Here is a 26,453-nt window from a genome sequence, read left to right on the forward strand (position 1 = left end):
CCCTTACAATATTGACGCGCTGCGCCCCCTTCAATAGACGAACCAAGCGGCGGCACGGGGCCGCCCATAGGAGACTGCGATGACCGCCTTGCGCGATGCTGCGATGAAGTCGAAAGCCTGGCCCTTTGAAGAGGCGCGGGCTTTGCTGAAACGGGCAGAGGCCGGGGCGGCGAAGAAGGGCTACGTGCTTTTCGAAACGGGCTATGGGCCGAGCGGTTTGCCCCATATCGGCACCTTTGGCGAGGTGGCGCGCACGACGATGATCCGCCGCGCCTTCGAGGTGATCTCCGATATCCCGACGCGGCTGATCTGCTTCTCGGACGACCTGGACGGGATGCGGAAAGTGCCGGAGAACGTGCCGCAGCAAGAGCTTCTGAAGGCCAATATCCAGAAGCCGCTGACCTCGGTCCCCGATCCATTCGGGCTGTATGACAGCTTTGGCGGCCATAACAACGCCATGCTGCGGCGGTTCCTCGATACCTTCGGCTTCGAATACGAGTTCTATTCGGCGACCGAGTTCTACAAGTCCGGGGCCTTTGACGACACGCTGCGGCTGGCCTGCGAGCGCTATGACGCGATCATGGCGATCATGCTGGCAAGCCTCCGCGAGGAGCGTCAGCAGACCTATTCCTGCTTCCTGCCGATCCATCCCGAAACCGGCCGCGTGCTTTATGTGCCGATGAAGGAGGTCAACGCCAAGGAGGCCACGATCACCTTCGACGACGAGGATGGCCGCGAATGGACGCTTCCGGTGACGGGCGGCAATGTGAAGCTGCAATGGAAGCCCGATTTCGGAGCCCGCTGGGCCGCGCTTGGCGTCGATTTCGAGATGTATGGCAAGGACCACTCCACCAACACGCCGATCTATGACGGGATCTGCGAGGTCCTGGGGGGGCGCAAGCCCAACCACTTCAGCTATGAACTGTTTTTGGACTTCGAAGGTCAGAAGATCTCGAAATCCAAGGGCAATGGGCTGACGATCGACGAATGGCTGGCCTATGCGGCGACCGAGTCGCTGTCCTATTTCATGTATCAAAAGCCCAAGACGGCGAAGCGGCTCTGGTGGGATGTGATCCCCAAGGCGGTGGATGAATACCACCAGCAGCTGAAGGCCTATCCGACCCAGGATATCGACGCACAGGTCAACAACCCGGTTTGGCATATCCATTCCGGCAAGGTGCCTGAAAGCAAGATGGTGGTCTCCTTCGGGATGCTCTTGAACCTCGCCTCGGTGGCGGGGGCCAAGGATGCGGCGGGGCTTTGGGGCTTCATCAAGAAATACGCCCCCGATGCCAGCCCCGAGGGCAACCCGGACCTCGATGCGGCGGCGGGCCATGCCCTCGCCTATTTCAACGACAAGATCGCACCAAGCCGCGTCTATCGCCTGCCCTCGGACAAGGAGCGCGCCGCGATCCTCGACCTGCGGGGTCGGCTGTTGGCCTATGACGGCGCGGCGGATGACGAGGCTTTGCAGAACATCTGCTACGCCGTCGGCAAGGAACACGCGTTCGAGCCGCTCCGCGACTGGTTCAAGGCGCTTTACGAGGTGCTGATGGGCGCCTCGGAAGGCCCGCGCTTCGGGGGCTTCATCGCGCTTTACGGCGTGGCGGAAACCGTGGCGCTGATCGACCGGGCGCTCGGCGGAGAGCTTGCCGCCTGACGCCTGGCGCCAGAATCTTCGCAGAAAATTCGTGAAGGTCGCCTTGCCAAAGAAAAATCCGGGCCGCGTGAAACCACGCGGCCCTTTTTCGCGTATCATCCTCACCAACATGGAGGTGATGATGCGCTATGCCGTATTTGCCTTGGCCGTCCTGGCCGCTCCTGCCTTCGCCCAGGAGGCCGAGATCGCCGAAACCATCAATGGCCAGATGGAGGCCTTCCGCGCCGAGGATGTGGTGACGGCCTTCACCTTCGCCTCTCCGACGATCCAGGGGATCTTCGGCACGCCGGAGAACTTCGGCAAGATGGTCCGCGAGGGCTATCCCATGGTCTGGAAGCCCGGCGCGGTGCAGATGATGGAGCTGCGCACCGTGGCGGGGGCGCTTTGGCAGCGCGTCCGGGTCGCGGATTCGGGCGGGCGGGGCTGGTACCTGGATTACCGCATGGTGCCGGGGCCCAAGGGCTGGCTCATCGATGCGGTGCAGCTTCTGCCGATGCAGGACCTCGGCGCCTGAGCCTGTGGAGCGGTCGGAGCGGGGGTTTCACACCCCCGCACCCCCGTGGGATATTTATGAAAAGATGAATTTGGAGAAGGTGATCGAGGTGGGGCGGTCGTAGCCCTTGTGCGCCGTGCGGGCGGTCTCGGTGAAGCCGAGGGCGCGAAAGGTGGCGTGGTTTTCGGTCAGTTCAACGCGGGTTTGCAGGCGGAGTTCGGGCAGGCCAAGGGCCCTGGCCCGGGTCTCGGCATGGGAAATCAGCGCGCGGGCGAGGCCCTGGCGCTGGTGCGCGGGGTCCACGGCCAGCTTGCCGATGTAAAGGTGGTCGGGAAAAGGCGTCAGGATCACGCAGGCCAAGAGAAGCCCTCTCGATGGCAGGGTCCAGACCTCTCCCCTGGTCGCGGCAAGGCTCTCCGGCGTCAGGTCCCGGGCCGAGGAGGGCGGGTCGATGCGCCCCTCCATCCCGGCGAAGGCGCGCAGGATCAGGGCGTGGACGGCGTGGAAATCGGTCGCGAGGGTCGGGGTCATCCTTTGATTGTGGGGCAAAGGGGGCTTTGCCGCAAGATGTTGGGGATAAACCCGGGCGGGCGTTGACTCACAGGCCCATGGCGGCACAATGGCGGGATGCGCATGAACCGCCTCCGCCTGAATGGGTTCAAATCCTTCGTCGATCCCACGGATCTGATGATCCTGGAGGGGCTGACCGGTGTCGTCGGCCCCAATGGCTGCGGCAAGTCGAACCTCTTGGAGGCGCTCCGCTGGGTCATGGGGGAGACTCGTCCTTCGGCCATGCGCGGTTCGGGAATGGAGGATGTGATATTCAACGGCTCTGGCAGCCGTTCGGCGCGGCACTTTGCCGAGGTCTCCTTGATCCTGGACAATTCCGACCGGCTGGCCCCTGCGGGGTTCAACGACAATGACACGATCGAGGTCATAAGGCGGATCACGCGGGATGCGGGCTCGGCCTACAAGGCCAATGGCAAGGATGTCCGCGCGCGGGATGTGCAGATGCTCTTTGCCGATGCCTCGACCGGGGCACATAGCCCGGCGCTGGTGCGGCAGGGGCAGATCTCCGAGCTGATCAACGCCAAGCCGCGCGCCCGGCGGGTGATCCTGGAGGAGGCTGCGGGGATCTCTGGCCTCTATGCGCGCCGGCACGAGGCCGAGCTCAGGCTTTCGGCGGCGGAAGCGAACCTTCTGCGGGTCGATGACGTGCTGGAGGGGCTGGCGCAGCAGCTTTCGACCCTGACGCGGCAGGCCAAACAGGCGGCGCGCTATCGCGAGATCGGCACCGAGCTGCGGCGGGCCGAGGGGATGCTTCTCTACCGCCGTTGGCGCGAGGCCGAGATCACCCGGGCGGAAGCCGAAAGCGCCCTGCGTCAGCGGCTGGTCCTGGCGGGGCAGGCCGAGGTGGCGGCACGGGGGGCCTCCAAGGCCCGCGAGGCCGCCGAGGATGCCCTGCCGCCCAAGCGCGAGGAAGAGGCGGTGGCCTCGGCCATCCTGCAACGCCTGACCCTGCAACGCGACGCCTTGGGCAACGAGGAGAGCCGCGCCTTGGCGGCGATCGAGGCGCTGAAAGCCCGCATCCTCCAGATGGGCCGCGATGCGGAGCGGGAACAGGGGCTCAACCGCGACGCGGGCGAGATGATCGAGCGGCTGGACTGGGAGGTCGAGCAGCTGATGCGCGCCTCGGAAGGCCAGGAGGAGCGGCTGGCCGAGGCGGGCGACCTCGCCCGGGCGGCGGCGGCGGAACTGGCCGCGCGCGAGGCCGAGCAGACCGCGGCCACCGAGGATGCCGCGCGGCTGGGCGCGCGGCACCAGTCGGCCGAGCGGCTGATCGCCGACAGCCGCCGTGGTGTGGAACGGGCCGAGGCCGAGGCCCTGCGGGCCAGGGATGCGGTGGCGGCGGCCTCAGAGGCGCTGGAAACCGCCGGAGAGGCGGCGGAGGCCCTGGCCGAGGCGGTGTCAGAGGCCGTCGACCTGGCCGAGGCGGCCGAGGAAACGCTTCTCGCCGCCGAAGAGGCGCGGGCCGAGACCCAGACCCGCGAGGCCGAGGCGCGGGCGGTGCGCTCCGGCGCCGAGGGCGAGGCTGCGGCCTTGCGGGCCGAAGTGGGCGCCTTGGCGCGGCTGGTGCAGCGGGAGACAAGCGAGGGCGGCGCGATCCTCGACCGGATCGAGGTGGAACCGGGCTTCGAGGCGGCCCTTGGCGCGGCCTTGGGCGATGACCTCAGGGCGCCGGAAGTGGGCTCGGAGGCGCGGTCGGGCTGGGTGGCTTTGGCGGAGGTCGATCAGGGGCTTCCGGCGGGCGTCAGGCCGCTCGCGGGGCATGTGGTCGTGCCCGAGGCCTTGATGCGGGCCGTGTCGCAGATCGGGATTTGTGAAGCTGCGGAGGGCCCGGGGCTGCAAGGGTCACTCTTGCCGGGGCAGCGGCTTGTGTCGATGGAGGGCGACCTTTGGCGCTGGGACGGGTTCCGGGCCGGGTCGGAGGATGCGCCCTCGGCGGCTGCGGCGCGGCTGCGGCAGCTCAACCGCTTGGTGCAGCTGAAGCGCGACCTGGAGGAGGCTCAGGCCAAGGCCGATGGTGCCGCCCGGGCGCATGAGGCCTTGGCGCAGCGGCTGGCCGATCTGACCCGCGCCGACCAGATGGCGCGCGAGGCGCGGCGGGCAGCGGATGCGCGGGTGACCGAGGCGAACCGGGCGGCCAGTAGGGCGGACAGTGAACGCTCGATGGCCGAGGGGCGGCTAGAGACGGCGCGGCTGGCGGTGGCGCGGCATGAGGAAGAGGCCTTGCAGGCCGGGCTGCGGCTGGCGGAGGCGGAAAGCGCGCAGAGGGAGCTCGGCGACCTTGGGGCGGCGCGGGCGCTGGTCGAGGATATGAAGGTGGCGGTCGAGGGCGCGCGGATCGCGATGATGACGCGGCGGGCCTCGCTGGATGAACTCCGCCGCGAGGGTGAGGCGCGGGTCAAGCGGCGGCAGGAGGCGCAGAAGGAGCTTTCCGGCTGGAAGCACCGGCTGGAGACGGCGGGGCGCCGGATGGCCGAGCTGACGGAGCGGCGGGCCGAGGCCGAGGAGGAGCTCGCCGAGGCCATGGAGGTGCCCGAAGAGATCGCCGCCAAGCGCGAAGAGCTGGCCGATGCCATGGCGGAGGCCGAGGCGCGGCGGGCCAGGGCCTCGGATGCCTTGTCGGTGGCGGAAGCGGCTTTGCGGGCGGCCTTCGAGGCCGAGCGCGAGGCGGAACGGGCGGCCGGTGAGGCGCGGGAGGCGCGGGCCCGGGCCGAGGCGCGGGTCGAGGCCTCCAAGGCGGCCAGCACCTATGCGGCGGAACGCATCGCCGAGGAGACCGAGGGCACGCCAGAGCAGCTTTTGGACACTCTGCGGTTTGACCCCGACCGCATGCCCTCGGTCGAGGAGCTGGAGACTGACGTGGCGCGGCTCCGCCGTCAGCGCGAGGCCCTGGGGGCGGTGAACCTGCGGGCCGAGGAGGATGCCAAGGCGGTCTCGGGGGAATATGACGCTCTGGTCTCCGAGAAGGTCGACCTGGAGGAGGCGATCAAGAAGCTCCGCGCCGGGATCGCTGGCCTGAATCGCGAGGGGCGGGAGAGGCTTCTGACCGCCTTCGAGCAGGTGAATGCCAATTTCGGGACGCTGTTCACGCACCTTTTCTCGGGCGGCGAGGCGCGGCTTGTGCTGGTGGAAAGCGAGGATCCGCTCGAGGCGGGGCTGGAGATCATGTGCCAGCCGCCGGGCAAGCGGCTCTCGACGCTGAGCCTTTTGTCGGGGGGCGAACAGACCCTGACGGCGCTGGCGCTGATCTTCGGCGTCTTCCTCGCCAATCCCGCGCCGATTTGCGTGCTGGACGAGGTGGATGCGCCGCTCGATGACGCCAACGTCACCCGCTTCTGCGACCTGATGGACGAGATGCGGCGGCGGACCGAGACGCGCTTCCTGGTCATCACGCACCATGCGGTGACCATGGCGCGGATGGACCGGCTTTTCGGGGTGACCATGGCGGAGCAGGGGGTCAGCCAGCTCGTCTCGGTCGATCTGAAGCGGGCGGAGGCCTTGGTGGCGTAAGGCCCGGGGTATACCCCGGGCTACGCGGCTTTACCGTTGCGCGCCCAGGTCCAGCGTGTGCTGCCGGAGCCAGGCCAGGAAGCCGCGCGGGTTGCCCTTCCACTTGGCCAGCTCATCGGCGGAGAGGGGCTCTCCGATGATCGGGCGCTGGGGTTTGAAGAGGCTGCGGCGGATTTCATAGAGCAAGAGGCCCTGGCGCAGGGTCGCCGAAATGAGGTTGGCGATCTGGTAGGCGCGGGAGTTCTGACCGGGGAAGAAGATCGGCAGGATCGTCGCACCCGACTTCGAGATCATCTTGTGGGTGAAGACGTTCCACTCACCCTCCACCGCCTTGCCGAAGAAGGTCTCGGAGCAGGCGACGCGGCCGGCGGGGAAGAGGATGATGACCCCGCCGCGCGCCAGGTGGGCCATGGTCTCGTCGCGCATCTGCAGGCCCAGCTCGCGGGAATTGTCCTCATGCGGGAAGGGGACCGGGATCATGAACTCTTCGATCTCGGGGATGCCGGTGAGCAGACTGCGGGTCAGGATCTTGAAGTCGCCCCGCACGCGGCTGACCATCTCGGCCATGATCATGCCATCGACCAGGCCCGAAGGGTGGTTGGCCACGACGACGACGGGGCCGGTGGCGGGGATGCGGGCGATCTCCTCGGGCGGGGTGTCCAGACGGATGCCCATGTGGCGCACGGCCTTGGACCAGAAGGCCACGCCAACCGGGGCGCCGGATTTCTCGAAAGACCGGATCAGGCGCAGGAGCGTGACCTTGGCGGTCAGCCATTCCAGGGTGCGGATCGACCAGACCTTGAAGGGGTTCTTGAAGGTCCCGGCATAGGAGAGCCTGCGCATGTCATACTTGCGCCCGACCCCACGGTTCGGGTCGCCCGTCGCGATGCGCGTGCTGTCGGTCACTTCACTTCGTTCCCAAGTCTTCAGCGGTCTTCGCCGAAACGGTCTGCCACCAGGGCCGCAAGCGCAGCGCCAAGTTCCGCCGCCTGTGCCCCGCTGGTTTCGACCTCAATAGTCGTTCCCCGGCTGGCTGCCAACATCAAAAGCCCCATGATGCTGTCGCCCGACACCGTCATCCCCTCACGCGTGACCTGGGCACCGGCGTCGTATTCCTCGACGACCTCGACGAACTTGGCCGAGGCGCGGGCGTGGAGGCCCTTTTCATTCACGATTTTCAAGGTCTGAATCATGCACCGCTGCCAAGGTCGAGGCTGTTGATATACTTGCGACCGGCATCCAGCGAGGCGGCCACCGCATCATTGATGGACAAAGCGCGGGATTTCGCAAGCTTGATCAGCATGGGCAGGTTGGCGCCGTAGATGATCCGACGCTCGGCCCCGGCCGTGCAGGCCAGGAGCGACAGGTTCGAGGGTGACCCACCGAACATGTCGGTCACCACCACCACGCCCGCGCCCTTGTCCACCGCATCGGCGGCGGCGCAGATCTCGGCCTGTTTCAGGCCCCGGTCACAGTCATCCTCGATCGAGATGGCCTGCATGTCTTCCTGGTGCCCCACGACATGTTCGACCGCCGAGAGATACTCTCGCGCCAAACCACCATGAGCTACGATGACGACGCCGATCACGCGCGAATGACCCCCTCGGTCAGGGCATGTGCCCGCCGTTCCAGTTCCCGGTGTCGTTTTGACACTTGCCACCCGGATTCCGCAAGCAGTTTGGATAAATTTTCTGCAACTGCAACAGACCTGTGTTGGCCGCCGGTACAGCCAAAACCAAGGGTCAGGTGCGATTTCCCCTCGGCCATTTGGGCTGGAAGGAGAAAGGCGACCAGGTCTTGCAACTTGTGGAGGAAGGGCGCGTAGAGCGGGTCGGCGGCGACATGGGCCGCCACCGCTGCATCGCGGCCATCTTTCTCCCGCAGGGCGGGAACCCAATAGGGATTCGCCAGGAATCGGCAGTCGAAGACCATGTCCATTCCCCGGGGCAGGCCGCGCTTGTAGCTGAAGCTTTGCACCGAAATCGTAAGACTTTGTGTAGCGCCCTGGCCGAACCACTGGCCGATCTCGGCCTTCAGGTCATGCGGCGTCAGCTCTGACGTGTCGATCAGGTGGTCGGCGCGGACGCGGATCGGGGCGAGAAGGTCCAGCTCGCGCTCTACCCCCTCGGTCGGGGTCGTGGCCTCGGGCAGGGGGTGGCGGCGCTTGGTCTGGCTGTAGCGGCTGACCAGGACGGCGGGGGCGCAGTCCAGATAAAGGACCTCCAGCGTGACGGAAGGGTCGCGGGTCAGGGTGTCGATCAGCTCGATGGCCGAAGTCGCGGAAAAATCGCGGTTGCGCACATCGAGGCCAAGCGCGATGGGCCGGTCCAGCGGCGGGCCGTCCAGAAGCCGGGGAATCAGCGACAAGGGCAGGTTGTCGATGACCTCGTAGCCAAGGTCTTCGAGCGCGTGGAAGGCGGTGGAGCGGCCCGCGCCCGAGGGCCCGGTCACGAGGACCAGGCGATGCGGGGCAGGGGCGTCGGTGACGGTCATTTCGGCCTCAAGCGAAGCGGGAACCCTTCAGATAGCACAGGATTGCGGCATTGAGATGATCATGCGACGGGCGAAACACAAGGGGCAAGGGGATGCCCAGCACGGTGATGTGACGCAGGGGCGGCAGGCGGTCGGGCTCGGGCTGGTCAAGGTCGATGACGAGGGTCACCTGAGCCTCCTCGCGGTGGGGGGCGCGGAGGAGGCCGATGCCGCGCGCCTCGACCAGGCCCTTCAGCGGATCGGGGGCGCGGGCGAAAAGCGCGCCGTCGCGGGCCGTGACTTCGGTCCGGTCGTCGGCGACAAGGTCGCAGCCCAAGGCCATCAGGTTCAGCGCCAGGGCCGATTTCCCCGCGCCAGAGCGCCCGAGGATCAGGAGACCCCGGTCTGCGAGGGCCACGCAGGAGGCATGGAGCGTCTCAGGCATCGGAAGCCCAGCGGATCTCCGAGCCGGCGCGCATCACACCGGCAGGCCCACCACGAAACGGGCGCCCAGAGGCTCGGAGGTGATGTCGGCTTGCGTCGGGCGGATGTTCTCGGCCCAGATCACGCCGCCATGGGCCTCGATGATCTGCTTCGAGATGGCAAGCCCCAGGCCCGAATGGTTGCCGAAGTCGTTCTTGGGCCGCTCGGAGTAGAAGCGTTTGAAGATCTTGGTCAGGGCCTGTTCGGGGATGCCGGGGCCGGTATCCTCGACCACGATCAAGACGCGGTTGTCGCGCTTGCGGGCCCAGACGCGGACCGCGTCGCCCTCTTCGCAGAAGGAGATCGCATTGGTGATCAGGTTGACGAAAACCTGCGCCAGACGCGCCTCAAGCCCCGTCACGCGGATCGGTTCCTGCGGGAAGTCGGTGATGAACTCCACCCCCTTCTCGCCCGCCTGCTGACCCAGATACTCGGTCAGATTGGTGAGCGTCTTCAGAAGGTTGAACTCTTCTTCCTCTTCCTTCACCAGCTCGGAATCCAGCCGCGAGGCATTGGAGATGTCGCTGACCAACCGGTCCAGCCGCCGCACGTCATGTTCGATCACGTCGAGCAGCTTCTCCTTGTGCTCTTCCTTTTTCACCATCCGCAGCGAGCCAACGGCCGAGCGAAGCGAAGCGAGCGGGTTCTTGATTTCATGGCTGACATCGGCCGCGAACTGCTCGTTGGCGTCGATCCGGTCGTACAAAGCCGAGACCATGCCGCGCATGGCAATCGACAGGCGACCAATCTCGTCGGGGCGGGCGGAGAGGTCGGGGATGCGGACCCGGCCCGGGGCCATCGCGCGGCTGTCGCGGTCGCGGCCAATCTCTGCGGCCGCGGCAAGGTCAGACAGCGGGTTGGCGATGGTCGAGGCCAGGACCAGCGAAAGCCCGATGGACACGAGGATCGCCACGACGAACATTTGCAGGATCTGCTCGCGCTCATCCCGGACCAGGCGGTCGATCTCACCCTCGGCGGAGGTCACGCCGACCAGGCCCACGACCGCGCCGTTCAGCTTGATCGGCGCCGCCACGGCGAATTGCGTGCCGCCCTCTGGCCCCTGGGCGGAAATCTTGGCGATTCCATCGGTTTGCGCGGTTCCGAGCAGCCCACGCACCAGTTCTTCTCCGGTCTTGGCGCCGGACTGCGCCTGGCCGCCCGAAAGAAGCGAGGAAATGCCGTCCCAAACCATGTTCAGGAAATCGGTGATGACGGTGGAATGAAGGCCGCTGCGGCTTTCATTGCGGGGGGCGCCGATGGCACGGGCCAACAGCTTGCCCGAGGAATCAAAGAGATAGGCCGAGGATCCCTGGGCGACCGTCGCCGCCTCGAGCCCCCGGGCCAGGTCTTGCTGCCCCGGGGCGAGACCGGCCGAGATCACATCGGCAATCAGCCGCGCTTCGTTGACCAGGCCGTCTTCGCGCTGGTTCACCAGGCTGTCGCGCGAGGGGTTCATGAAGAGAACCCCCGCGACCAGGACCACCAGGCCCATCAGGTTGAAGACGATGATCTTGCGCGCGAGCGGCGAGTGGTTCAGCGAGATCAGACCGCGTTTGCGCCGACCGTCGCGCAGCGAAGGCTCCACCGCGCCCTCGGGCGCCTCCCAGTCTTCGCCCAGAAGCAGGTCCCCGGGCGCGTCTTCGCCCTTGGGATCGCCTTTCTGCGACATGCGGATTTGCGGGATCGCGGTCATCTCACTCTTCGTTGTAGCGATAGCCGATGCCGTAAAGCGTCTCGATCGCGGAGAAGTCGCTGTCGACCGCCTTCATTTTCTTGCGCAACCGCTTGATATGGCTGTCGATGGTGCGGTCGTCGACATAGACCTGATCGTCATAGGCCACGTCCATCAGCTGATCGCGGCTTTTCACGAAACCGGGCCGCTGGGCCAGGGCCTGCAAGAGCATGAACTCGGTCACGGTCAGGGAGACGTCTTTCCCCTTCCACAGCACCGAATGGCGCAGCGGGTCCATGCGCAGGTTCCCCCGCTCCATGATCTTGTTTTCCTCGGTGACGGCCACTTCGCCGGTCACGATGGCATCCTGGCGGCGCAGAAGCGCGCGGATGCGTTCGACCAGAAGCCTTTGCGAGAAGGGCTTCTTCACATAGTCATCCGCCCCCATCCGAAGACCCAGGACCTCATCGATCTCGTCGTCCTTCGAGGTCAGGAAGATCACCGGCATCGTCGTCTTGGTGCGCAGACGCTGCAGAAGATCCATCCCGTCCATGCGGGGCATCTTGATGTCGAGGACCGCCATGTCGGGCAGCCTTCGGTTGAACGCGTCTAGCGCGGATTGTCCGTCGTTGAAGGTTTCGACTTCGAAACCTTCGGCTTCCAAAGTCATCGAAACGGACGTCAGGATATTCCTGTCGTCGTCCACAAGGGCGATCCTGGCCATGCTGGCGTGTCCTTACTGCTCGGTCTTATTTTTTCCACATCATCGCTGCTTGACCCCCGAGAATCAACACTCAAGTGCGAATCACCGCCATCTGCCCCCTCAGTGACGCGAAAAAACCTGAAGAAATGGCTAATATGCCTCACCGGGGGCGAGGCCATGCCTTTGGTTGCGCTAACCTGAAGATGGTTGCGCTAACAGGCGCAATGAGTGCTTTTCTCCTTGGAAATCCTGATGTTATAGCGAAATCACCGCCAACTCCCACGGCCCGGGACGCGGCGGTGGCAGCCCAAGGCCCGGCTGTCACATTTCACAAAGGACGCCGCACTGACGCGGCAAGGAGCTTGCAGGATGACCAAGGCACGAGTGAACCCGTCGATGACGCTGACCCACCAAGGCATCGAGGTCGCCCGCGCCTATTATAACCTGCTGGAGCCCGCGCTGGTCGAAAAGGCCGTCGCGCGCGGTGAGGGTCGGTTGGGTCTGGGCGGCGCCTTCCTGTGTGAGACCGGACAGTTCACTGGCCGCTCGCCCAAGGACAAATTCGTCGTCCGCACGCCCTCGGTCGAAAACACGATCTGGTGGGAGAACAACGCGCCGATGGCACCCGAGGCCTTCGACCTTCTCCATGCCGACATGCTGAACCACCTGAAAAGCCAGGAGGTCTTCGTCCAGGACCTTTACGCCGGCGCCGATCCGATCCACCGGCTGGATGTGCGGATGGTGACGGAACTGGCCTGGCACGGGCTCTTCATCCGCCACCTGCTGCGCCGTCCCGAAGCCGCCGAGCTGGGCTCTTTCACCCCGGATTGGACGGTGATCAACTGCCCGTCCTTCAAGGCCGATCCGGCGCGGCATGGCTGCCGGACGGAAACCGTCATCGCCTTGAACTTCGACAAGAAGACCATCCTGATCGGCAATACCGCCTATGCGGGCGAGAACAAGAAGGCCGTCTTCACCCTGCTGAACTACCTCCTGCCGGAAAAGGGCGTCATGGCGATGCATTGCAGCGCCAACCACGCCATCGGCAACCCGGTCGATACGGCGGTCTTCTTCGGCCTCTCGGGCACCGGCAAGACCACGCTTTCGGCCGACCCGTCCCGCACCCTGATCGGCGACGACGAACACGGCTGGTCCGACCGTGGCACCTTCAACTTCGAAGGCGGCTGCTATGCGAAGACCATCAACCTGAGCCCCGAGGCCGAGCCCGAGATCTTCGCCACCACCCACCGTTTCGCCACGGTGGTCGAGAACATGGTCTATGACCCGGAGACGCTGGAGATCGACTTCGCGGATGACAGCCTGACCGCCAACACCCGCTGCGCCTATCCCTTGGACTATATCTCCAATGCTTCGGCCACCGGGCTTGGAGGCCATCCGAAACATGTGGTGATGCTGACCTGCGACGCTTTCGGCGTCCTGCCGCCCATCGCGCGGCTGACCCCGGCGCAGGCGATGTATCACTTCCTCTCGGGCTTCACCTCCAAGGTCGCGGGCACCGAGCGCGGCGTGACCGAGCCGTCGCCGACCTTCTCGACCTGCTTCGGCGCCCCCTTCATGCCGCGCCGGCCCGAGGTCTATGGCAAGCTTCTGGAGGAGAAGATCGCCAAGTTCGGCGCCTCCTGCTGGCTGGTGAACACCGGCTGGACCGGGGGGGCTTACGGCACGGGGCGGCGGATGCCGATCAAGGCGACGCGGGCGCTCCTGGCGGCGGCGCTGGATGGGTCCTTGGGGGCGGGCCAGTTCCGCCGCGACCCGAACTTCGGCTTCGAGGTCCCGGTTTCGGTTCCCGGGGTGGATGAGGCGCTCCTGGACCCGCGCCGCACCTGGGCCGATGCGCAGGCCTATGACGCGCAGGCCAAGAAGCTGATGTCCATGTTCGCGGCCAATTTCGAGCAATACCTGCCCTTCATCGACGCCGACGTCCGCGCGGCGGCGATCTGAAAACAGGAGGTTCCCGCCTGCGCGGGAACGCCTTTGTCCATGTGAGACGGGCTGCTCCGGGCTTGACCCGGAGCCTCATTAGAGCTTGCCCAGAAGCGCGGGCGTCGGCCAGCCATCGGCCGGCATCCCCGCCTTGGCCTGTTCCTTCTGCACCGCCGCCCGCGTCATGGCGCCCAAGACCCCGTCGATCTTGCCGACGTCGTAACCCTTGGCCGCCAGCCGCTGTTGCAGGGCCTTCATCTGGTCTGCCGACAGGCCCGGCTCGGGATCGCCCGCATCATAGGGCGCCGCGCCTTCGATCCTGGTGGCGAAATAGGCCGCCGTCGTCACATAGACGAAGCTCTTGTTCCATTCGAAGAGCACCTTGTAATTCGGATAGGCCAGGAAAGCCGGACCCTTGCGCCCCATCGGCAAAAGCAGGCTGGCTTGCAGGTTGGCAAGATCGCCCTCCCGGGCGCGAACCCCCATCTGCGCCCATTGGCTGGCGGGCAGCGCCTTGTCGATTCCGGCCTGGGACCAATCCATCTGCTCGGGCACCACGACCTCTTGCAGCCAGGGCTCGTTCGGCCGCCAGCCGTGGTATTGCAGCATATGCGCCGCCGAGAGGATCGCATCCGGCGCCGAGGTCTTGAGCGTGATCAGCCCGTCGCCGTCGCCATCCTCGCCGCGTTCCAGGATATCCTTGGGCAGCATCTGGACCTGGCCGATCTCGCCCGCCCAGGCGCCCTTGGTCACGCCCGGTTCGAAATCGCCCATCGCGGTCAGGGCGATGGCGGCGAGGACCTGGGGCTGGAAGAGCTCGGGTCTGCGGCAATCATGGGCGAGTGTCATCAGCGCGTTGCGGGTGTCGAAATCGCCCTGGACCGCGCCGAAATCGGTCTCGAAGGCCCAGAAAGCCAGGATCATCCCGCGCGGCACCCCGAATCGCCGCGCTGCCTCGTCGAAGCTGCGGTCATGTTTCTTGGAATAGACCCCGGCATTCTGCAGGCGGCTCTTGGAAATCAGGGCTTGGCTGAATTCGATGAAATTCTTGCGGAAAAATCCCTGGCCCCGGTCGGCCTTGAGGACCGCCTTGTCGACCTGCGCTCCGGCCATGAAGGCCTCGATGGCGCTTTCCGCAAGGCCCATGGCGCGGGCCTCGGCGGCCATGGCGGCCTTGAAGTCCTTGAAATCGCCTCCACAAGGGGCAGAAAGGGCAGGCAGGGCCGAAGCCAGAAGCAAAGCCAGAGCAAGACGCATGACATCCTCCAAAATCCGCCCGCAGCATAGCGCGGGAGCCTGCGCGGGGGAACCTTTTTGACTGTGGCGCCCCGGCCACGCGGTCTTCACATCTGTGCCACAAGCTGCGGATAACTTGTCTTTAACCTTTCCTCGGCGAGACTGTTTCCAATGGAGGCGGAGATGCAGGAATTCCTTTCGAAAGAAGTCCTTGCCGGACTGGAAACGGCCCGGAAGTCGCGTGAACGCAAACAGTCCCGCCTGCGGATCCAGGTGGGTGAGGCGGTCTTCCCGGTGTTGCGCTTCTGGCACGATGGCTGCGTGCTGGATGGAAAGCTTTCGCCGAAACTGCGCGGCCTGGTCGATCTTTACGACGGATCGCGGCATGTCTTCCAATGCCTGATCGTCGCCACCACGGGGGATGGCGACGAAATCACCTGTGAGTTCAAGAGGTTGACCCCGGTGACCGATGCCCCCGCGCTGGATTTCTGGCGCGACGACAGTGGCCCCGTGGCCTATCTGCCCAAGGCGTGATCACTGCAGGTCGGCGAAAGCCGCCTGCAAGCGCGCCACGGCATCGACGATCTGGGCATGGGGCATGGCCAGGTTGAAGCGCAGGTAGCTCTCGCCGCCCAGACCAAAGCTCTCGCCATAATTCGCAGCGATTCGCGCGGATTTCTCGACCCGGGCGATGAACTCGGCCTTCTCCATCCCCGTGCCGGAGAAATCGACCCAGGCGAGGTAAGTCGCCTCCAGCCCCACCGACTTCACCCCCGGGATGGCATTGACGCCTGCGTCAAAGACCTTCCGGTTGCGGTCGAGGTAAGCCACAAGCGCATCGACCCAGGCCGCGCCCTCGGGGCTGTAAGCCGCCGTTGCCATATGCATGCCGAAGGAATTGGGCGAGATCCCCATCTTCATCATCACCGCGCCGAACTTCTTCTTCAGCTCCGGCTCATGGATGATGACATTGCCGATATGGCTGCCCGCGATGTTGAAGGTCTTGGTCGTGGCCGTCATCATCACGACCCGATCATCCAGCGTCGCCAAGGGGATATGGCGATGCCCCGGCATCACCAGGTCATGGTGGATCTCGTCCGAGACCACCACCAGCCCATGCCGCGCCGCAAAGTCCAGGACCCCGCGCAGCTCTGCCTCCGTCCAGACCCGGCCGCCGGGATTGTGCGGCGAGCAGAGGATCAGCATCTTCGCCGTCCCGTCCATCTGTGCATCCCAGGCGGCGAAATCCATCTGGTTGTCCTTCAGCGGGCATTCCACCACCCGCCGCCCCGCCGCCGAGATCACCCGGGCAAAGGCGTGATAGACCGGGGTCATCAGGACAACCCCATCCCCCGGCGCGGTAAAGGCCTCGACACAAAGCGCCGTGCCGTTCACCAGCCCATGGGTGGTGAAGATGTCGCTCTTGTCCAGCGACCAGCCGTGGCGCGTCTGCATCCACCAGCGGATGGCCTCCAGATAGGCGCGGTCGTCGCCGAAATAGCCATAGACCCCATGCGCGGCCATGGCCTCGACCGCCTTTTGCACACAGGCCGGCGGGCGGAAGTCCATGTCGGCCACCCACATGGCCAGCCCGTCCCGGGGCGAGACGCCATAAGCGCCCTCCATCCCATCCCACTTGACGGAATGGGTGCCGATGCGGTTGATGATCTCGTCGAAGTCCATGTCTTTGCCCCTGTTCGGTCGTTTGTTCCAGATAACTCAAAGGAAACGGGAAGTCATTCTGGATTTTAGCTGAAAGCCGGTAAATCGTCCCTAAACGAGGAAATCCGCAGAACTTCCTCCCTGTTTCCCATCGCCCTTGCGCGCCTGACCCCCAATGTCTAAACCCATGCCATGATCCGTCCCATCCTGATCCACCCCGACCCGCGCCTCAAGAAGGTCTGTGATCCCGTCACAGGGGTCACCGAGGACCTCTCGCGCCTGGCCCGCGACATGCTGGACACGATGTATGACGCCCCCGGCATCGGTCTGGCCGCCCCGCAGATCGGCGTGATGAAGCGGCTGATCGTGATGGATTGCATGAAGGCGCCCGAAGTCGCCCGGCCTCTGGTGCTGTTCAACCCCCAGGTCACCTGGTCGTCGTCCGAGGTTTCGACCTATGAGGAAGGCTGCCTCTCGATCCCCGAGCAGTACGCCGATGTCACCCGCCCCGCCGCCGTGACCGTGACCTGGATGGACGAGACGGGCGCCGCCCGGGAAGAGACCTTCGAGGGGCTGTGGGCGACCTGCGTCCAGCACGAGATCGACCATTTGAACGGCAAGCTCTTCATCGATTACCTTGGCCTGATGAAGCGCCAGCTGATCACCCGCAAGATGGAAAAGCTCAAGCGCGAACGCGCGCGGTCCGGCCCGTGATCCTGCCGCTTCGCCTCTGGCCCGACCCGGTGCTGTCGCAGGTCTGTGCGCTGGCTCCGGTCGATGCCGGAACGCTGGCCCTGGCCGAGGACATGCTGGAGACGATGTATGCCGCCAAGGGACGGGGCCTCGCCGCGCCCCAGGTCGGCGTCCTCTCGCGCCTCTTCGTCATGGATGAGACCTGGAAGACCGGCGAAAAGACGCCCGAGATCTTCCTGAACCCCGAGATCATCTGGACCTCGCCCGAGACGGCGCCCTCGACCGAGGGTTGCCTCTCGATCCCGGGGCAGGAGGTGACGGTGATCCGCGCGAAGTCGATCATCCTGCGCTGGACCATGCCGGACGGCGCCATCGCGGCGCAGAAGCTGACCGGCTTCCGCGCCATCTGCGCCCAGCACGAGATCGACCACCTGAACGGCATCGTGACCCTGACCAAGGCCCCGCAATGATCCGCCCCTGCTTGCCCTTTCCCCATCCCGTGCTGAAGGCCGTGGCCGCTCCGGTGCCTGCGATCACCGACGAGATCCGCGCGATCTGGCGCGACATGGTCGACACGATGGAGGCGATGCCGGGTTACGGCCTCGCCGCGCCGCAGATCGGGCATAGCCTGCGGTTGGCCGTGGTGGATTGCAGCGAAGAGCGCGGTCAGGCCGTTCTGATGGCCAACCCGGAGGTGCTTCACGCCTCGGGTCAGCTGCGCGAGCATGAGGAGGCCTCGCCCAACCTGCCCGGCGTTTCCGCCAAGATCAGCCGCCCTCGCGCGGTGACGGTGCGGTTTCTGAACGCGGCGGGCGAGGTGGAGGAGCGGGATTTCGTCCTCCTCTGGGCGACCTCGGTGCAGCATCAGATCGACCACCTGAACGGCAAGCTCTATTTCGACCACCTGTCGGCTCTGAAGCGCAACATGCTGATCACCAAGGCACAAAAACTGGCGAAACGCGGATGAAACTGGTCTTCATGGGCACGCCGGACTTCTCGGTCCCGGTCCTTCAGGCGCTGGCCAAGCACCATGAGGTCGTGGCGGTCTATTCCCAGCCGCCGCGTCCGGCCGGGCGGGGCAAGGCCGACCGCGCCTCCCCGGTGCAGCAGGCGGCCGAGGCCCTGGGGATTCCGGTCCGCCATCCTGTCAACTTCAAGACCCCGGAGGCGGTGGCCGAGTTTGCCGCCCTCGGCGCCGATATTGCCGTCGTCGTGGCCTATGGCCTGATCCTGCCGCAGGTGATCCTCGATGCGCCGAGCCTGGGCTGTCTGAACATCCATGCCTCATTGCTCCCCCGCTGGAGGGGCGCCGCGCCGATCCACCGCGCCATCATGGCGGGCGACAAGGAAACCGGCATCTGCATCATGCAGATGGAAGCGGGGCTGGACACCGGCCCCGTGCGCCTGACCCGATCCACCCCCATCGGGGCGGAGGAGACGACGCAAGACCTCCATGACCGCCTGTCACAGATGGGCGCCGAGATGATCGTCGAGGCGCTGGAGACCATGCCCCCCGCTGTGCAGCAGCCCCCGGGCGAGACCTATGCCACCAAGATCGACAAGGCCGAGGCCAAAGTGGATTGGACCCGTCCGGCTGTCGAGATCGACCGACTGATCCGTGGGCTTTCCCCCTTTCCGGGGGCCTGGACCATGGTGGGCGGGGAGCGTGTGAAGCTCCTCCGCTCCCGCCTTGCGGAAGGCCAAGGCGCGCCGGGGCAGGTCCTGCAAGGCTTCACCATTGCCTGTGGCGAGGGCGCGGTGGAAATCACCCTTGCGCAGCGCGAGGGCAAGAAGCCCAGCCCCGCCGCCGATATCCTGCGCGGGCTGACCCTGCCCGCGCGGCTCTAGTCACTCCGCCGCGAGCGCCGGGGTTTCCACCAGGTCCACGATCTGCCCCATGATCCGGGTCAGGTCGAAATCCTTGGGCGTATAGACCTCGGCCACGCCCATCGCCCGCAAGGCCGCCACGTCGCCCTCGGGGATGATGCCGCCGACCACCACGGGCACCGAGACCCCCGCCGCCGCCAGCCCCTCCATCACCTCGGCCACCAGGGGCAGGTGAGAGCCCGAGAGGATCGAGAGCCCCAGCACATGCGGTCCCTCGGCCACCACGCCCGCCACGATATCGGCAGGCGTCTGGCGGATGCCGTCGTAATGGATCGCCATGCCGCAGTCCCGCGCCCTTGCGGTGATCTGCTCGGCCCCATTGGAATGGCCATCAAGCCCCGGCTTGCCCACCATCAGCTTCATCTGCCGCCCCAAGCGCCCCGACACCGCCGCGACCCTTTCGCGGATCGGCTCCAGCCCCTCGGTGCGGTTCGAGGGAGACACCGAAACCCCGGTCGGCGCACGATATTCCCCAAAGGCCGCCCTGATCGCCGCCCCCCATTCCCCCGTCGTCACCCCGGCCTTGGCGGCAGCAATCGAGGCGGGCATGATGTTCTCACCCCCCACCGCCGCCTGGCGCAAGGCCATCAGCGCGCGGTTCACCGCCACCCCATCGCGCCCCGCCCGCCAGGCATGGAGCCTTGCGATCTGGTCCGCCTCTGCCGCCGGATCGGCCTCGAAGACCGCATCGCCGGTGGTCAGGGGCGAGGGCTCTCCGCCCGCCCAGCGGTTCACGCCGACCACGACCTGGGCGCCGCTTTCGATCCGCGCCAGGCGTTCGGCATTCGATTCGACCAGCCGCGATTTCATATGCGGAATGGCCGCCACCGCGCCGCCCATGGTCTCGATCTGCGCGAGCTCTGCCTTGGCCTCGGCCACCAGGGCGGCCACCTTGGCCTCCATCACCGGGTTGCCGTCGAAGAGGTCGCCATATTCCAGGAGGTCGCTTTCATAGGCCAGGATCTGCTGCATCCGCATCGACCATTGCTGATCCCAGGGACGCGGCAGGCCAAGCGCCTCGTTCCAGGCCGGAAGCTGCACGGCCCGGGCGCGGGCGTTCTTCGACAGGGTCACGGCCAGCATCTCGATCAAGATGCGCGCCACGTTGTTCTCGGGCTGCTGCTCGGTCAGGCCGAGGGAGTTCACCTGGACCCCATAGCGGAAGCGGCGATGGCGTTCCTCGGTGATGCCATAGCGGTCACGGCAGAGCTCGTCCCACAGCTGCACGAAGGCGCGCATCTTGGCGATTTCGGTGACGAAGCGGATGCCCGCGTTCACGAAGAAGGAAATCCGCCCCACCATCGCCGGGAAATCCTCGGCCGGAACCTTGGCACGCAGGTCGTCCAGCACGGCAATCGCGGTTGCAAGCGCATAGGACAGCTCCTGCACCGGCGTCGCGCCGGCCTCTTGCAGGTGGTAGCTGCACACATTCATCGGATTCCACTTCGGCATCGCTTTTGCCGTCCAGGCGGCGATGTCGGTCGTCATCCGCAGCGAGGCCTTGGGCGGCGAGATATAGGTGCCGCGCGAGAGGTATTCCTTGATCAGGTCGTTCTGCACCGTGCCTTGCAGAGAGCTGACATCGGCCCCCTGCTCCTCGGCCACCGCGACATAAAGCGCCAGGAGCCAGGGCGCCGTGGCGTTGATCGTCATCGAGGTGTTCATCTGCCCCAGGGGAATCCCGTCGAACAGCGCCCGCATGTCGCCCAGGTGGCTGATCGGCACGCCGACCTTGCCGACCTCGCCCCTCGCCAGCACATGATCGGCGTCATAGCCCGTCTGGGTCGGCAGGTCGAAGGCCACGGAAAGCCCGGTCTGCCCCTTGGCCAGGTTGCCGCGATACAGCGCGTTCGAGGCCGCAGCGGTCGAATGGCCCGCATAGGTGCGGATCAGCCAGGGTTGGTCTTTCATCAAGGGCCTCGATTCTGATGCGCAATTTTGTTGCGTCATCGACTTCATGCCAGAAATTTTCCACCCCTGTCAATCGCCGCATTGCAGCATCACAATTTGCACCCCCCGCCCGCCCGTGCCATCAGGGCCCATGACCCAGCCGATCACCCTGCCGCTTTGGCTTTTGCTGCTGATCCTCGCCTTTGCGGCGACCTCCTTTGCGTCGAATTTCCTGTTTCCCTCCGTCCGCTGGTTCTTCCGCAGCCGGATCGAGCGCGGCATCGCGCGGCTGAACCAGGGCCTCGCCCGGCCCATCGACCTCTTCAAGCTGGCCAAGCGCCAGGACGGCATCGCGCGGCTGGCCTATGACCCAAAGGTCCTGCAAGCGGTCACCGAACATGCGACTGAGCGCGGCATCCCGCCCCAGGTCGCCTTCCAGGAGGCCCGGGCCTATGCGCGCGAGATCGTGCCAGCCTTCTCCGCCACGATCTATTTCGGCGTCGCCCTAAGGCTCGCGCGCTGGCTGACGAAGAAGCTCTACCGCGTCCGGTTCGGCCAGGTCGAAGAGGTGCTGAAGAGCATCGACCCCCGCGCCACCGTGGTTTTCGTCATGAACCACCGCTCGAACATGGATTACGTGCTTCTCACCTGGCTCGTCTCGGGCCAGGCCTCGATTTCCTATGCCGTGGGGGAATGGGCGCGGATCTGGCCGTTTTCGCGCTTCATCCGCGCGACGGGGGCTTATTTCATCCGGCGCGGCAGCCGCAGCGCGCTGTATCGCAAGGTCCTGGCCCGCTACGTCCAGATGGCGACCGAAGAGGGCAACACCCAGGCCATCTTCCCCGAGGGCGGCCTGTCGCTGGATGGCAGGCTTGCCAAGGCGAGGCTGGGGCTTCTGACCTATATCATGCAGACCGAAACGCCGCGCGACGTGGTCTTCATTCCCGTGGGCCTGGCCTATGACCGGGTGCTCGAGGACCAGATCCTGACCGAGGCCGCCGCCAGCGGCTCGCGGCGTTTTCGCGTCGGGCCCCTGCGCGCTTTGCATTACGCGCTGATCGGGCTGCGCAGGCTCTTGTTCCCCGGGGTCTGGAGCCTCGGCACCGCCGCTGCCGCCATTGGCCGCCCGGTCTCGCTGGCGGAGTTCATGGCCGGCCCCGACCCCTCGGCCGAGGCATTGGGAGAGCGGCTGATGGCCGAGATCGGCCAGGCCATCCCGGTGCTTCCGGTGCCGCTGGTCGCCGCCTGCCTGCCGCAGCCCTCGCGTGAGGCCCTGGTCGCCGCCTGCGAGGCGCGTCTTGCCCTGCTTGTGGCCGAAGGCCGCGACATCAAGCTGGCGCCGCAGGGGATGGAGGCCACGGTGACCGAAGCCCTGGCCATCCTGCACAGCCGAGGGCTGGTCCGCGGCCTGGCGCCTTTGCCCGAAAAAGCCGCCATTCTGGGCTTCTACGCCGCATCGCTGCAACAGGGCCAGCAAACAATCCCGCTGGATCAAAAACTTTGATTGATTGGACAAGACTCCGACTTTAGCCTTCGGCCACCGGGTCAACCGGACATTTCAACGAGGGATAAGCCATGAACTTCAAAGCCATCCTCCTCGCGGGTGTTGCAGCCCTGTCGCTGTCTGCCTGCGTCGAGACCACCACCTACACCACCTCCAGCGCCAACAAGCATGTCCTGGTGATCAACAACTCCGGCAAGACGGTGCGCGAGTTCTACGGCTCGAACGCGGGCAGCGATTCCTGGGAAGAAGACATCCTCGGCTCCGACATGCTGGCCTCGGGCTCGTCGGTCGACATCAACTTCGAAGACGGTTCGGGCTATTGCACCTTCGACTTCAAGGCGGTCTTCACCGATGGCTCTTCGGTCGTCGAGCCTGGCATCGACGTCTGCTCGGTCTCTTCGGTCACCATCAACTGATCGCTGCAACGCGGCAGTAATAAAGTTTCAAAGTTGCGCGCTTAATTGTTGCAATCGTGCGCGCAACTTTATATCTCAAGGTTCAACGCCCCGCGATTCTGCGGTGCGGCGAACCTTGGGAGGCCCCGATGGCACTGGATGCGCAAACCCCGCTGGCTTACGACGCCCCGGTGAAAGACCTTTACGCCCTGGGCGAGATGCCCCCGTTGGGCCATGTGCCCGCGCAGATGTACGCCTGGGCGATCCGGCGCGAGCGTCACGGCAACCCCGACAGTGCCATGCTGGTCGAGGTCGTCGATACGCCCAAGATCGACAGCCACGAAGTCCTCGTCATGGTCATGGCGGCGGGGGTCAATTACAACGGGGTCTGGGCCGCGCTCGGCACCCCGATCTCGCCCTTCGACGGCCATGGCGCGCCCTTCCACATCGCGGGCTCGGATGCTTCGGGCATCGTCTGGGCGGTCGGCGACAAGGTCAAGCGCTGGAAGGTCGGTGACGAGGTCGTCATCCATTGCAACCAGGACGATGGCGACGACGAGGAATGCAACGGCGGCGACCCGATGTTCTCGCCCAGCCAGCGAATCTGGGGCTATGAGACGCCCGACGGCTCTTTCGCGCAGTTCACCCGCGTCCAGGCCCAGCAGCTGATGCGCCGCCCCCAGCACCTGACCTGGGAGGAGAGCGCCTGCTATACCCTGACGCTCGCCACCGCCTACCGGATGCTCTTCGGCCACAAGCCGCATGAGCTGCGGCCGGGCCAGAACGTGCTGGTCTGGGGCGCCTCGGGCGGCCTTGGGTCCTATGCGATCCAGCTGATCAACACGGCCGGCGGCAATGCGATCGGCGTGATCAGCGACGAGGACAAGCGCGATTTCGTCATGGGGCTGGGCGCCAAGGGCGTCATCAACCGCAAGGACTTCAAGTGCTGGGGCCAGATGCCCACGGTCAACACGCCCGAATACAAGGAGTGGTTCAACGAGGCCCGCAAGTTCGGCAAGGCGATCTGGGACATCACCGGCAAGGGCAACAACGTCGACATGGTCTTCGAGCACCCGGGCGAGCAGACCTTCCCGGTCTCGGTCTTCGTGGTCAAGCGCGGCGGCATGGTGGTGATCTGCGCGGGCACCACGGGCTATAACCTGACCTTCGACGTGCGCTACCTGTGGATGCATCAAAAGCGCGTCCAGGGCAGCCACTTCGCCAACCTCAAGCAGGCCAGCGCGGCCAATCAGCTGATGATCGAACGCCGCCTGGATCCCTGCCTGTCGGAGGTCTTCCCCTGGGCCGAGATTCCCGCCGCCCATATGAAGATGCTGAAGAACGTCCACAAACCGGGCAACATGGCCGTGCTGGTCCAGGCCCCCCGGACCGGCCTGCGCACCTTCGAAGACACGGTCGAGGCCGCCCAAGCGCGCTGATCCCATTGGCAAAATTCCGCCCCGCCTGCTGATTGCAGGCGGGGCTTTTCATTTTGCGACGGAAAATTAACCACTCCCGTGTTGAACTGGCGTTGCAAGATGTCAGGATCAAGTGGATTGTTGCGGCATGGGAAACAATAAGCCCGGGGAGCATATGGGTTTCGAGTGGATTTTCGATGTCTTGCGGGACCTGAAATCATTTGCCTCCGCGAATGACATGCCCGCCCTGGCCCATAAGGCCGATGAGGCGATTGCCGCCGCCCGTGCCGAGCTTGAGGCGCGCAGCGATGCGCCCAAGGAGAAGCCCGACCAGTTGCATTAAGCCCGGGCTGGCCCCCGCTGGCGCTCTCGTCTAGGGTCGCGCCATGACACTCCCTGCGATCACCTTCTCCGACGATCAGGCCGAGGCGCATGATCGCGTCGCCTCCGAGCTTCTGTCCGCTGGCATCGATCTGGACAATGGCGACCTCGTGCCCCTGGCGGAGGGCAAGACCTCGGTCCTGGCCGTGATGGGCAAGGCGGGGTCCGGCAAGACCATGCTTCTGGCCAGTCTTTACAAGGACTTGCGCGCGGCTGGGGTCGAAATCATCTCGGGCGAATATGAAAGCCGCCGGAAGAAGGAACGGCGCAGCCTGGCGGTTCTGGCACCGACGAACAAGGCGGCCTCGGTCCTGCGGCTGCGCGGCGTGCCCGCGACGACGATCCACCGCATCCTTTATACGCCGCTTTACGACCCGCAATACGAGGCCATCGCGGAATGGCTGGCAGGCAACCTGCCCCGCCCCAAGGCCGAGACCCTGACCGACCTCGCGCTCGACCGCGCCCATGCCTTCTATCAGACCACCCCCTCGATCCCGGGCGCCCTGGCGGCTGCGGGGCTCAGGGGTTCGGACTTCATCAAGGGCTGGAAGCGGCGGGAAGAGCCCCTGGACGTGGGCTTCATCGACGAATCGTCCATGCTGGACGAGCGCCAGTTCGACGACCTGCGCGAGATCTTCCCGACCCTGGTCCTTTTTGGCGACCCGGCGCAGTTGGCCCCGGTGCAGTCCAGTGGCATGGTCTTCGACAAGCTGGGTGACAACCGCAAGCTGACCCTGTCGCGCATCCATCGGCAAACGCAGGACAATCCGATTCTGGACCTCGCCCATGCCCTGGCCGATGACAGCCTGACCTTCGACAGCTTCGAGGACATGATTCGCGATGCCGCCCGCAAGGATGACCGCGTCGTCTGGTCCGAGAGGGTCTCTTCCGACCTCATGGCGCGCTCCCCCGTCCTGGTCTGGCGCAACGTCACCCGAATCAAGCTGATCCAGGCCTTCCGCTCGGCCCATGGCGCGCCGGAGGACGAGCTCCTGCCGGGCGAGCCCCTGATCTGCGACGGGATCGAACTGCCGCTGAAACACCGCAAGAAGCGCATCGACCTTGAAGCGCGCGGCCTGATCAAGGGCGCGCAGGTCATCTACCTCGGCCCCGGCACCAAGGCGGGCTTCGCGAAACTGCATGTCGTGGGCGCTGAAGAGCCCCAGGTTTCGGCCGCCAGCATCATCAAGATCGAGAAGCCGGACGAGGAAGAGCCCTTCATCCCCTCCGCCGCCACGATGGGAGCCACCTTCCTGCATGGCGCGGCGGTGACGATCCACAAGGCCCAAGGGTCGCAATGGAGCGAAGTCCAGGTCTTCGCCCCCGACCTTTTCGCCGCCGCCCAGGCCGGACGATCCGAGGCGGGCATCCCGCTGTGGAAGCGCTTGGCCTATGTCGCCATCACCCGCGCCGAAAAGCGCCTGCATTGGGTGGTCCGCAACCGCCTCGCCCTGCCGAAATCCCCCTTGGGCATCAGTGACCTCATCGCCCGCCCGGCGCCGCTCAGCCTCGAAAGCGAAGAGTAACCCCTTTCGCTTTCAATTTGGCTCAAATATCTCTCGGGGGTCTGGGGGTGGAAAACCCCCAGCGCGTCCCACAGGAGCCCAACATGACCGCCGTATTCGTCCAGTTCCGCTGCACCCCCGGCCAGACCTATGCGGTGGCCGATGCGATCTATGACCGCGAAGTGGTCTCCGAGCTCTATTCGACCAGCGGAGAATACGACCTGATTGCCAAAGTCTATATCCCCGAGGGCGAGGATGTCGGCCACTACCTCTCGAAGCGGCTTTTCGACATCCCGGGCATCGTGCGGACGCTGACCACGATGACCTTCAAGGCGTTCTGAGAGGCCAGGACAGGAAGAAGGTGCGGCGGGGCTCCTC

General features: G+C 65.6%; 26 protein-coding genes. 15 read left to right on the top strand and 11 right to left on the bottom strand.

The features are described from left to right. Nucleotides 1–79: 79 nt before the first annotated feature. Both GV832_RS06460 and GV832_RS06465 read left to right on the top strand, forming a co-directional pair. Complete coding sequence (locus tag GV832_RS06460) at nt 80–1,660, top strand: lysine--tRNA ligase (RefSeq protein ID WP_168774028.1); 1,581 nt, start codon at nt 80–82, stop codon at nt 1,658–1,660. 67 nt (nt 1,661–1,727) lie between these two features. Beyond that, nucleotides 1,728–2,174 (top strand): DUF4864 domain-containing protein, encoded by a 447-nt coding sequence (locus tag GV832_RS06465; RefSeq protein WP_354001932.1) that lies wholly within the window; start codon nt 1,728–1,730, stop codon nt 2,172–2,174. A 54-nt stretch (nt 2,175–2,228) separates the two neighbouring features. Here the strand turns inward: GV832_RS06465 and GV832_RS06470 are convergent, their stop codons facing one another. Next, on the bottom strand, nt 2,229–2,684 hold the full coding sequence (locus tag GV832_RS06470; protein WP_168774029.1) for a GNAT family N-acetyltransferase: 456 nt from the start codon (nt 2,682–2,684) through the stop codon (nt 2,229–2,231). Between the two features lie 96 nt (nt 2,685–2,780). Here GV832_RS06470 and smc point away from each other — a divergent pair, with 96 nt between their 5' ends. After that, on the top strand, nt 2,781–6,230 hold the full coding sequence (gene smc, locus GV832_RS06475; RefSeq protein WP_168774030.1) for a chromosome segregation protein SMC: 3,450 nt from the start codon (nt 2,781–2,783) through the stop codon (nt 6,228–6,230). A gap of 30 nt (nt 6,231–6,260) precedes the next feature. Here smc and GV832_RS06480 read toward each other — a convergent pair whose 3' ends face one another. The 7 genes from GV832_RS06480 to GV832_RS06510 all read right to left on the bottom strand — a co-directional run bounded on the left by GV832_RS06480 (nt 6,261) and on the right by GV832_RS06510 (nt 11,581). Then, nucleotides 6,261–7,073 (bottom strand): lysophospholipid acyltransferase family protein, encoded by an 813-nt coding sequence (locus GV832_RS06480; protein WP_168774217.1) that lies wholly within the window; start codon nt 7,071–7,073, stop codon nt 6,261–6,263. An 83-nt stretch (nt 7,074–7,156) separates the two neighbouring features. Further along, the gene (locus tag GV832_RS06485; protein WP_168774031.1) at nt 7,157–7,423 is read right to left on the bottom strand and encodes an HPr family phosphocarrier protein; all 267 of its coding nucleotides are present in this window, start codon (nt 7,421–7,423) and stop codon (nt 7,157–7,159) included. After that, nucleotides 7,420–7,818: a PTS sugar transporter subunit IIA gene (locus tag GV832_RS06490; protein ID WP_168774032.1), complete on the bottom strand. Its 399-nt coding sequence runs from the start codon at nt 7,816–7,818 to the stop codon at nt 7,420–7,422. Before GV832_RS06490 ends, GV832_RS06485 begins: the two co-directional genes overlap by 4 nt. After that, entirely contained in the window at nt 7,815–8,723 is a 909-nt protein-coding gene (gene rapZ, locus GV832_RS06495) for an RNase adapter RapZ (RefSeq protein ID WP_168774033.1), read from the bottom strand. The genes GV832_RS06490 and rapZ overlap by 4 nt, the downstream gene beginning before the upstream one ends. A gap of 7 nt (nt 8,724–8,730) precedes the next feature. Continuing rightward, nucleotides 8,731–9,147 carry an HPr kinase/phosphorylase gene (locus GV832_RS06500; protein ID WP_168774034.1) on the bottom strand — a complete coding sequence of 139 codons (417 nt, stop codon included), beginning with the start codon at nt 9,145–9,147 and terminating at the stop codon, nt 8,731–8,733. 33 nt (nt 9,148–9,180) lie between these two features. Next, nucleotides 9,181–10,878 (bottom strand): sensor N-terminal transmembrane domain-containing protein, encoded by a 1,698-nt coding sequence (locus tag GV832_RS06505; protein WP_435531743.1) that lies wholly within the window; start codon nt 10,876–10,878, stop codon nt 9,181–9,183. Nucleotide 10,879: 1 nt separating this feature from the next. Next, nucleotides 10,880–11,581: a response regulator transcription factor gene (locus GV832_RS06510; protein WP_168774035.1), complete on the bottom strand. Its 702-nt coding sequence runs from the start codon at nt 11,579–11,581 to the stop codon at nt 10,880–10,882. Between the two features lie 348 nt (nt 11,582–11,929). Here GV832_RS06510 and GV832_RS06515 point away from each other — a divergent pair, with 348 nt between their 5' ends. Next, complete coding sequence (locus GV832_RS06515) at nt 11,930–13,522, top strand: phosphoenolpyruvate carboxykinase (protein WP_168774036.1); 1,593 nt, start codon at nt 11,930–11,932, stop codon at nt 13,520–13,522. A 78-nt stretch (nt 13,523–13,600) separates the two neighbouring features. Here the strand turns inward: GV832_RS06515 and GV832_RS06520 are convergent, their stop codons facing one another. Then, the gene (locus GV832_RS06520) at nt 13,601–14,761 is read right to left on the bottom strand and encodes a lytic murein transglycosylase (RefSeq protein ID WP_168774037.1); all 1,161 of its coding nucleotides are present in this window, start codon (nt 14,759–14,761) and stop codon (nt 13,601–13,603) included. Nucleotides 14,762–14,923: 162 nt separating this feature from the next. Between GV832_RS06520 and GV832_RS06525 the strand changes: the two genes are divergently transcribed. After that, nucleotides 14,924–15,274, top strand: coding sequence for a hypothetical protein (locus GV832_RS06525; RefSeq protein WP_168774038.1), 351 nt, complete (start codon nt 14,924–14,926; stop codon nt 15,272–15,274). Here GV832_RS06525 and GV832_RS06530 read toward each other — a convergent pair whose 3' ends face one another. Next, a complete protein-coding gene (locus GV832_RS06530) occupies nt 15,275–16,423 on the bottom strand; it encodes a MalY/PatB family protein (RefSeq protein ID WP_168774039.1) in 1,149 nt (382 codons plus the stop codon). A gap of 171 nt (nt 16,424–16,594) precedes the next feature. Here GV832_RS06530 and def (GV832_RS06535) point away from each other — a divergent pair, with 171 nt between their 5' ends. Genes def (GV832_RS06535) through fmt form a run of 4 tightly spaced genes read left to right on the top strand, consistent with a single transcriptional unit; the run spans nt 16,595 to nt 18,943 of the window. Further along, entirely contained in the window at nt 16,595–17,116 is a 522-nt protein-coding gene (def, locus tag GV832_RS06535; protein ID WP_168774040.1) for a peptide deformylase, read from the top strand. Further along, complete coding sequence (gene def, locus GV832_RS06540; RefSeq protein WP_168774041.1) at nt 17,113–17,565, top strand: peptide deformylase; 453 nt, start codon at nt 17,113–17,115, stop codon at nt 17,563–17,565. Before def (GV832_RS06535) ends, def (GV832_RS06540) begins: the two co-directional genes overlap by 4 nt. After that, on the top strand, nt 17,562–18,062 hold the full coding sequence (def, locus tag GV832_RS06545; protein ID WP_168774042.1) for a peptide deformylase: 501 nt from the start codon (nt 17,562–17,564) through the stop codon (nt 18,060–18,062). Before def (GV832_RS06540) ends, def (GV832_RS06545) begins: the two co-directional genes overlap by 4 nt. Beyond that, the gene (fmt, locus tag GV832_RS06550; protein WP_168774043.1) at nt 18,059–18,943 is read left to right on the top strand and encodes a methionyl-tRNA formyltransferase; all 885 of its coding nucleotides are present in this window, start codon (nt 18,059–18,061) and stop codon (nt 18,941–18,943) included. The genes def (GV832_RS06545) and fmt overlap by 4 nt, the downstream gene beginning before the upstream one ends. Here fmt and GV832_RS06555 read toward each other — a convergent pair whose 3' ends face one another. Then, nucleotides 18,944–20,893 (bottom strand): methylmalonyl-CoA mutase family protein, encoded by a 1,950-nt coding sequence (locus tag GV832_RS06555; protein ID WP_168774044.1) that lies wholly within the window; start codon nt 20,891–20,893, stop codon nt 18,944–18,946. Nucleotides 20,894–21,023: 130 nt separating this feature from the next. Between GV832_RS06555 and GV832_RS06560 the strand changes: the two genes are divergently transcribed. The 6 genes from GV832_RS06560 (at nt 21,024) to GV832_RS06585 (ending at nt 26,416) form a co-directional block, all read left to right on the top strand. After that, nucleotides 21,024–22,376 carry a 1-acyl-sn-glycerol-3-phosphate acyltransferase gene (locus GV832_RS06560; RefSeq protein ID WP_168774045.1) on the top strand — a complete coding sequence of 451 codons (1,353 nt, stop codon included), beginning with the start codon at nt 21,024–21,026 and terminating at the stop codon, nt 22,374–22,376. 71 nt (nt 22,377–22,447) lie between these two features. Further along, nucleotides 22,448–22,792, top strand: coding sequence for a hypothetical protein (locus GV832_RS06565; RefSeq protein WP_168774046.1), 345 nt, complete (start codon nt 22,448–22,450; stop codon nt 22,790–22,792). A gap of 128 nt (nt 22,793–22,920) precedes the next feature. Next, complete coding sequence (gene ccrA, locus GV832_RS06570; protein ID WP_168774047.1) at nt 22,921–24,210, top strand: crotonyl-CoA carboxylase/reductase; 1,290 nt, start codon at nt 22,921–22,923, stop codon at nt 24,208–24,210. A 127-nt stretch (nt 24,211–24,337) separates the two neighbouring features. Next, nucleotides 24,338–24,532, top strand: coding sequence for a hypothetical protein (locus GV832_RS06575; RefSeq protein ID WP_168774048.1), 195 nt, complete (start codon nt 24,338–24,340; stop codon nt 24,530–24,532). A gap of 43 nt (nt 24,533–24,575) precedes the next feature. Further along, nucleotides 24,576–26,096: an ATP-dependent DNA helicase gene (locus tag GV832_RS06580; RefSeq protein ID WP_168774049.1), complete on the top strand. Its 1,521-nt coding sequence runs from the start codon at nt 24,576–24,578 to the stop codon at nt 26,094–26,096. Between the two features lie 83 nt (nt 26,097–26,179). Then, entirely contained in the window at nt 26,180–26,416 is a 237-nt protein-coding gene (locus tag GV832_RS06585) for an Lrp/AsnC ligand binding domain-containing protein (protein WP_168774050.1), read from the top strand. The last annotated feature ends 37 nt before the right edge of the window (nt 26,417–26,453 follow it).

Origin of the sequence: Stagnihabitans tardus (assembly GCF_009925085.1) — a bacterium.
GTDB lineage: Bacteria > Pseudomonadota > Alphaproteobacteria > Rhodobacterales > Rhodobacteraceae > Stagnihabitans > Stagnihabitans tardus.

Bases quoted from the DNA above. Each gene is read 5' to 3' on its own strand.
- GV832_RS06460 (WP_168774028.1), top strand. From the start codon at position 80: ATGACCGCCTTGCGCGATGCTGCGATGAAGTCGAAAGCCTGGCCCTTT.
- GV832_RS06470 (WP_168774029.1), bottom strand. From the start codon at position 2,684: ATGACCCCGACCCTCGCGACCGATTTCCACGCCGTCCACGCCCTGATC.
- smc (WP_168774030.1), top strand. From the start codon at position 2,781: ATGCGCATGAACCGCCTCCGCCTGAATGGGTTCAAATCCTTCGTCGAT.
- GV832_RS06480 (WP_168774217.1), bottom strand. From the start codon at position 7,073: ATGCGCAGGCTCTCCTATGCCGGGACCTTCAAGAACCCCTTCAAGGTC.
- GV832_RS06485 (WP_168774031.1), bottom strand. From the start codon at position 7,423: ATGATTCAGACCTTGAAAATCGTGAATGAAAAGGGCCTCCACGCCCGC.
- rapZ (WP_168774033.1), bottom strand. From the start codon at position 8,723: ATGACCGTCACCGACGCCCCTGCCCCGCATCGCCTGGTCCTCGTGACC.
- GV832_RS06500 (WP_168774034.1), bottom strand. From the start codon at position 9,147: ATGCCTGAGACGCTCCATGCCTCCTGCGTGGCCCTCGCAGACCGGGGT.
- GV832_RS06505 (WP_435531743.1), bottom strand. From the start codon at position 10,878: ATGACCGCGATCCCGCAAATCCGCATGTCGCAGAAAGGCGATCCCAAG.
- GV832_RS06510 (WP_168774035.1), bottom strand. From the start codon at position 11,581: ATGGCCAGGATCGCCCTTGTGGACGACGACAGGAATATCCTGACGTCC.
- GV832_RS06515 (WP_168774036.1), top strand. From the start codon at position 11,930: ATGACCAAGGCACGAGTGAACCCGTCGATGACGCTGACCCACCAAGGC.
- GV832_RS06520 (WP_168774037.1), bottom strand. From the start codon at position 14,761: ATGCGTCTTGCTCTGGCTTTGCTTCTGGCTTCGGCCCTGCCTGCCCTT.
- GV832_RS06525 (WP_168774038.1), top strand. From the start codon at position 14,924: ATGCAGGAATTCCTTTCGAAAGAAGTCCTTGCCGGACTGGAAACGGCC.
- GV832_RS06530 (WP_168774039.1), bottom strand. From the start codon at position 16,423: ATGGACTTCGACGAGATCATCAACCGCATCGGCACCCATTCCGTCAAG.
- def (WP_168774040.1), top strand. From the start codon at position 16,595: ATGATCCGTCCCATCCTGATCCACCCCGACCCGCGCCTCAAGAAGGTC.
- def (WP_168774042.1), top strand. From the start codon at position 17,562: ATGATCCGCCCCTGCTTGCCCTTTCCCCATCCCGTGCTGAAGGCCGTG.
- fmt (WP_168774043.1), top strand. From the start codon at position 18,059: ATGAAACTGGTCTTCATGGGCACGCCGGACTTCTCGGTCCCGGTCCTT.
- GV832_RS06555 (WP_168774044.1), bottom strand. From the start codon at position 20,893: ATGAAAGACCAACCCTGGCTGATCCGCACCTATGCGGGCCATTCGACC.
- GV832_RS06560 (WP_168774045.1), top strand. From the start codon at position 21,024: ATGACCCAGCCGATCACCCTGCCGCTTTGGCTTTTGCTGCTGATCCTC.
- GV832_RS06565 (WP_168774046.1), top strand. From the start codon at position 22,448: ATGAACTTCAAAGCCATCCTCCTCGCGGGTGTTGCAGCCCTGTCGCTG.
- ccrA (WP_168774047.1), top strand. From the start codon at position 22,921: ATGGCACTGGATGCGCAAACCCCGCTGGCTTACGACGCCCCGGTGAAA.
- GV832_RS06575 (WP_168774048.1), top strand. From the start codon at position 24,338: ATGGGAAACAATAAGCCCGGGGAGCATATGGGTTTCGAGTGGATTTTC.
- GV832_RS06580 (WP_168774049.1), top strand. From the start codon at position 24,576: ATGACACTCCCTGCGATCACCTTCTCCGACGATCAGGCCGAGGCGCAT.
- GV832_RS06585 (WP_168774050.1), top strand. From the start codon at position 26,180: ATGACCGCCGTATTCGTCCAGTTCCGCTGCACCCCCGGCCAGACCTAT.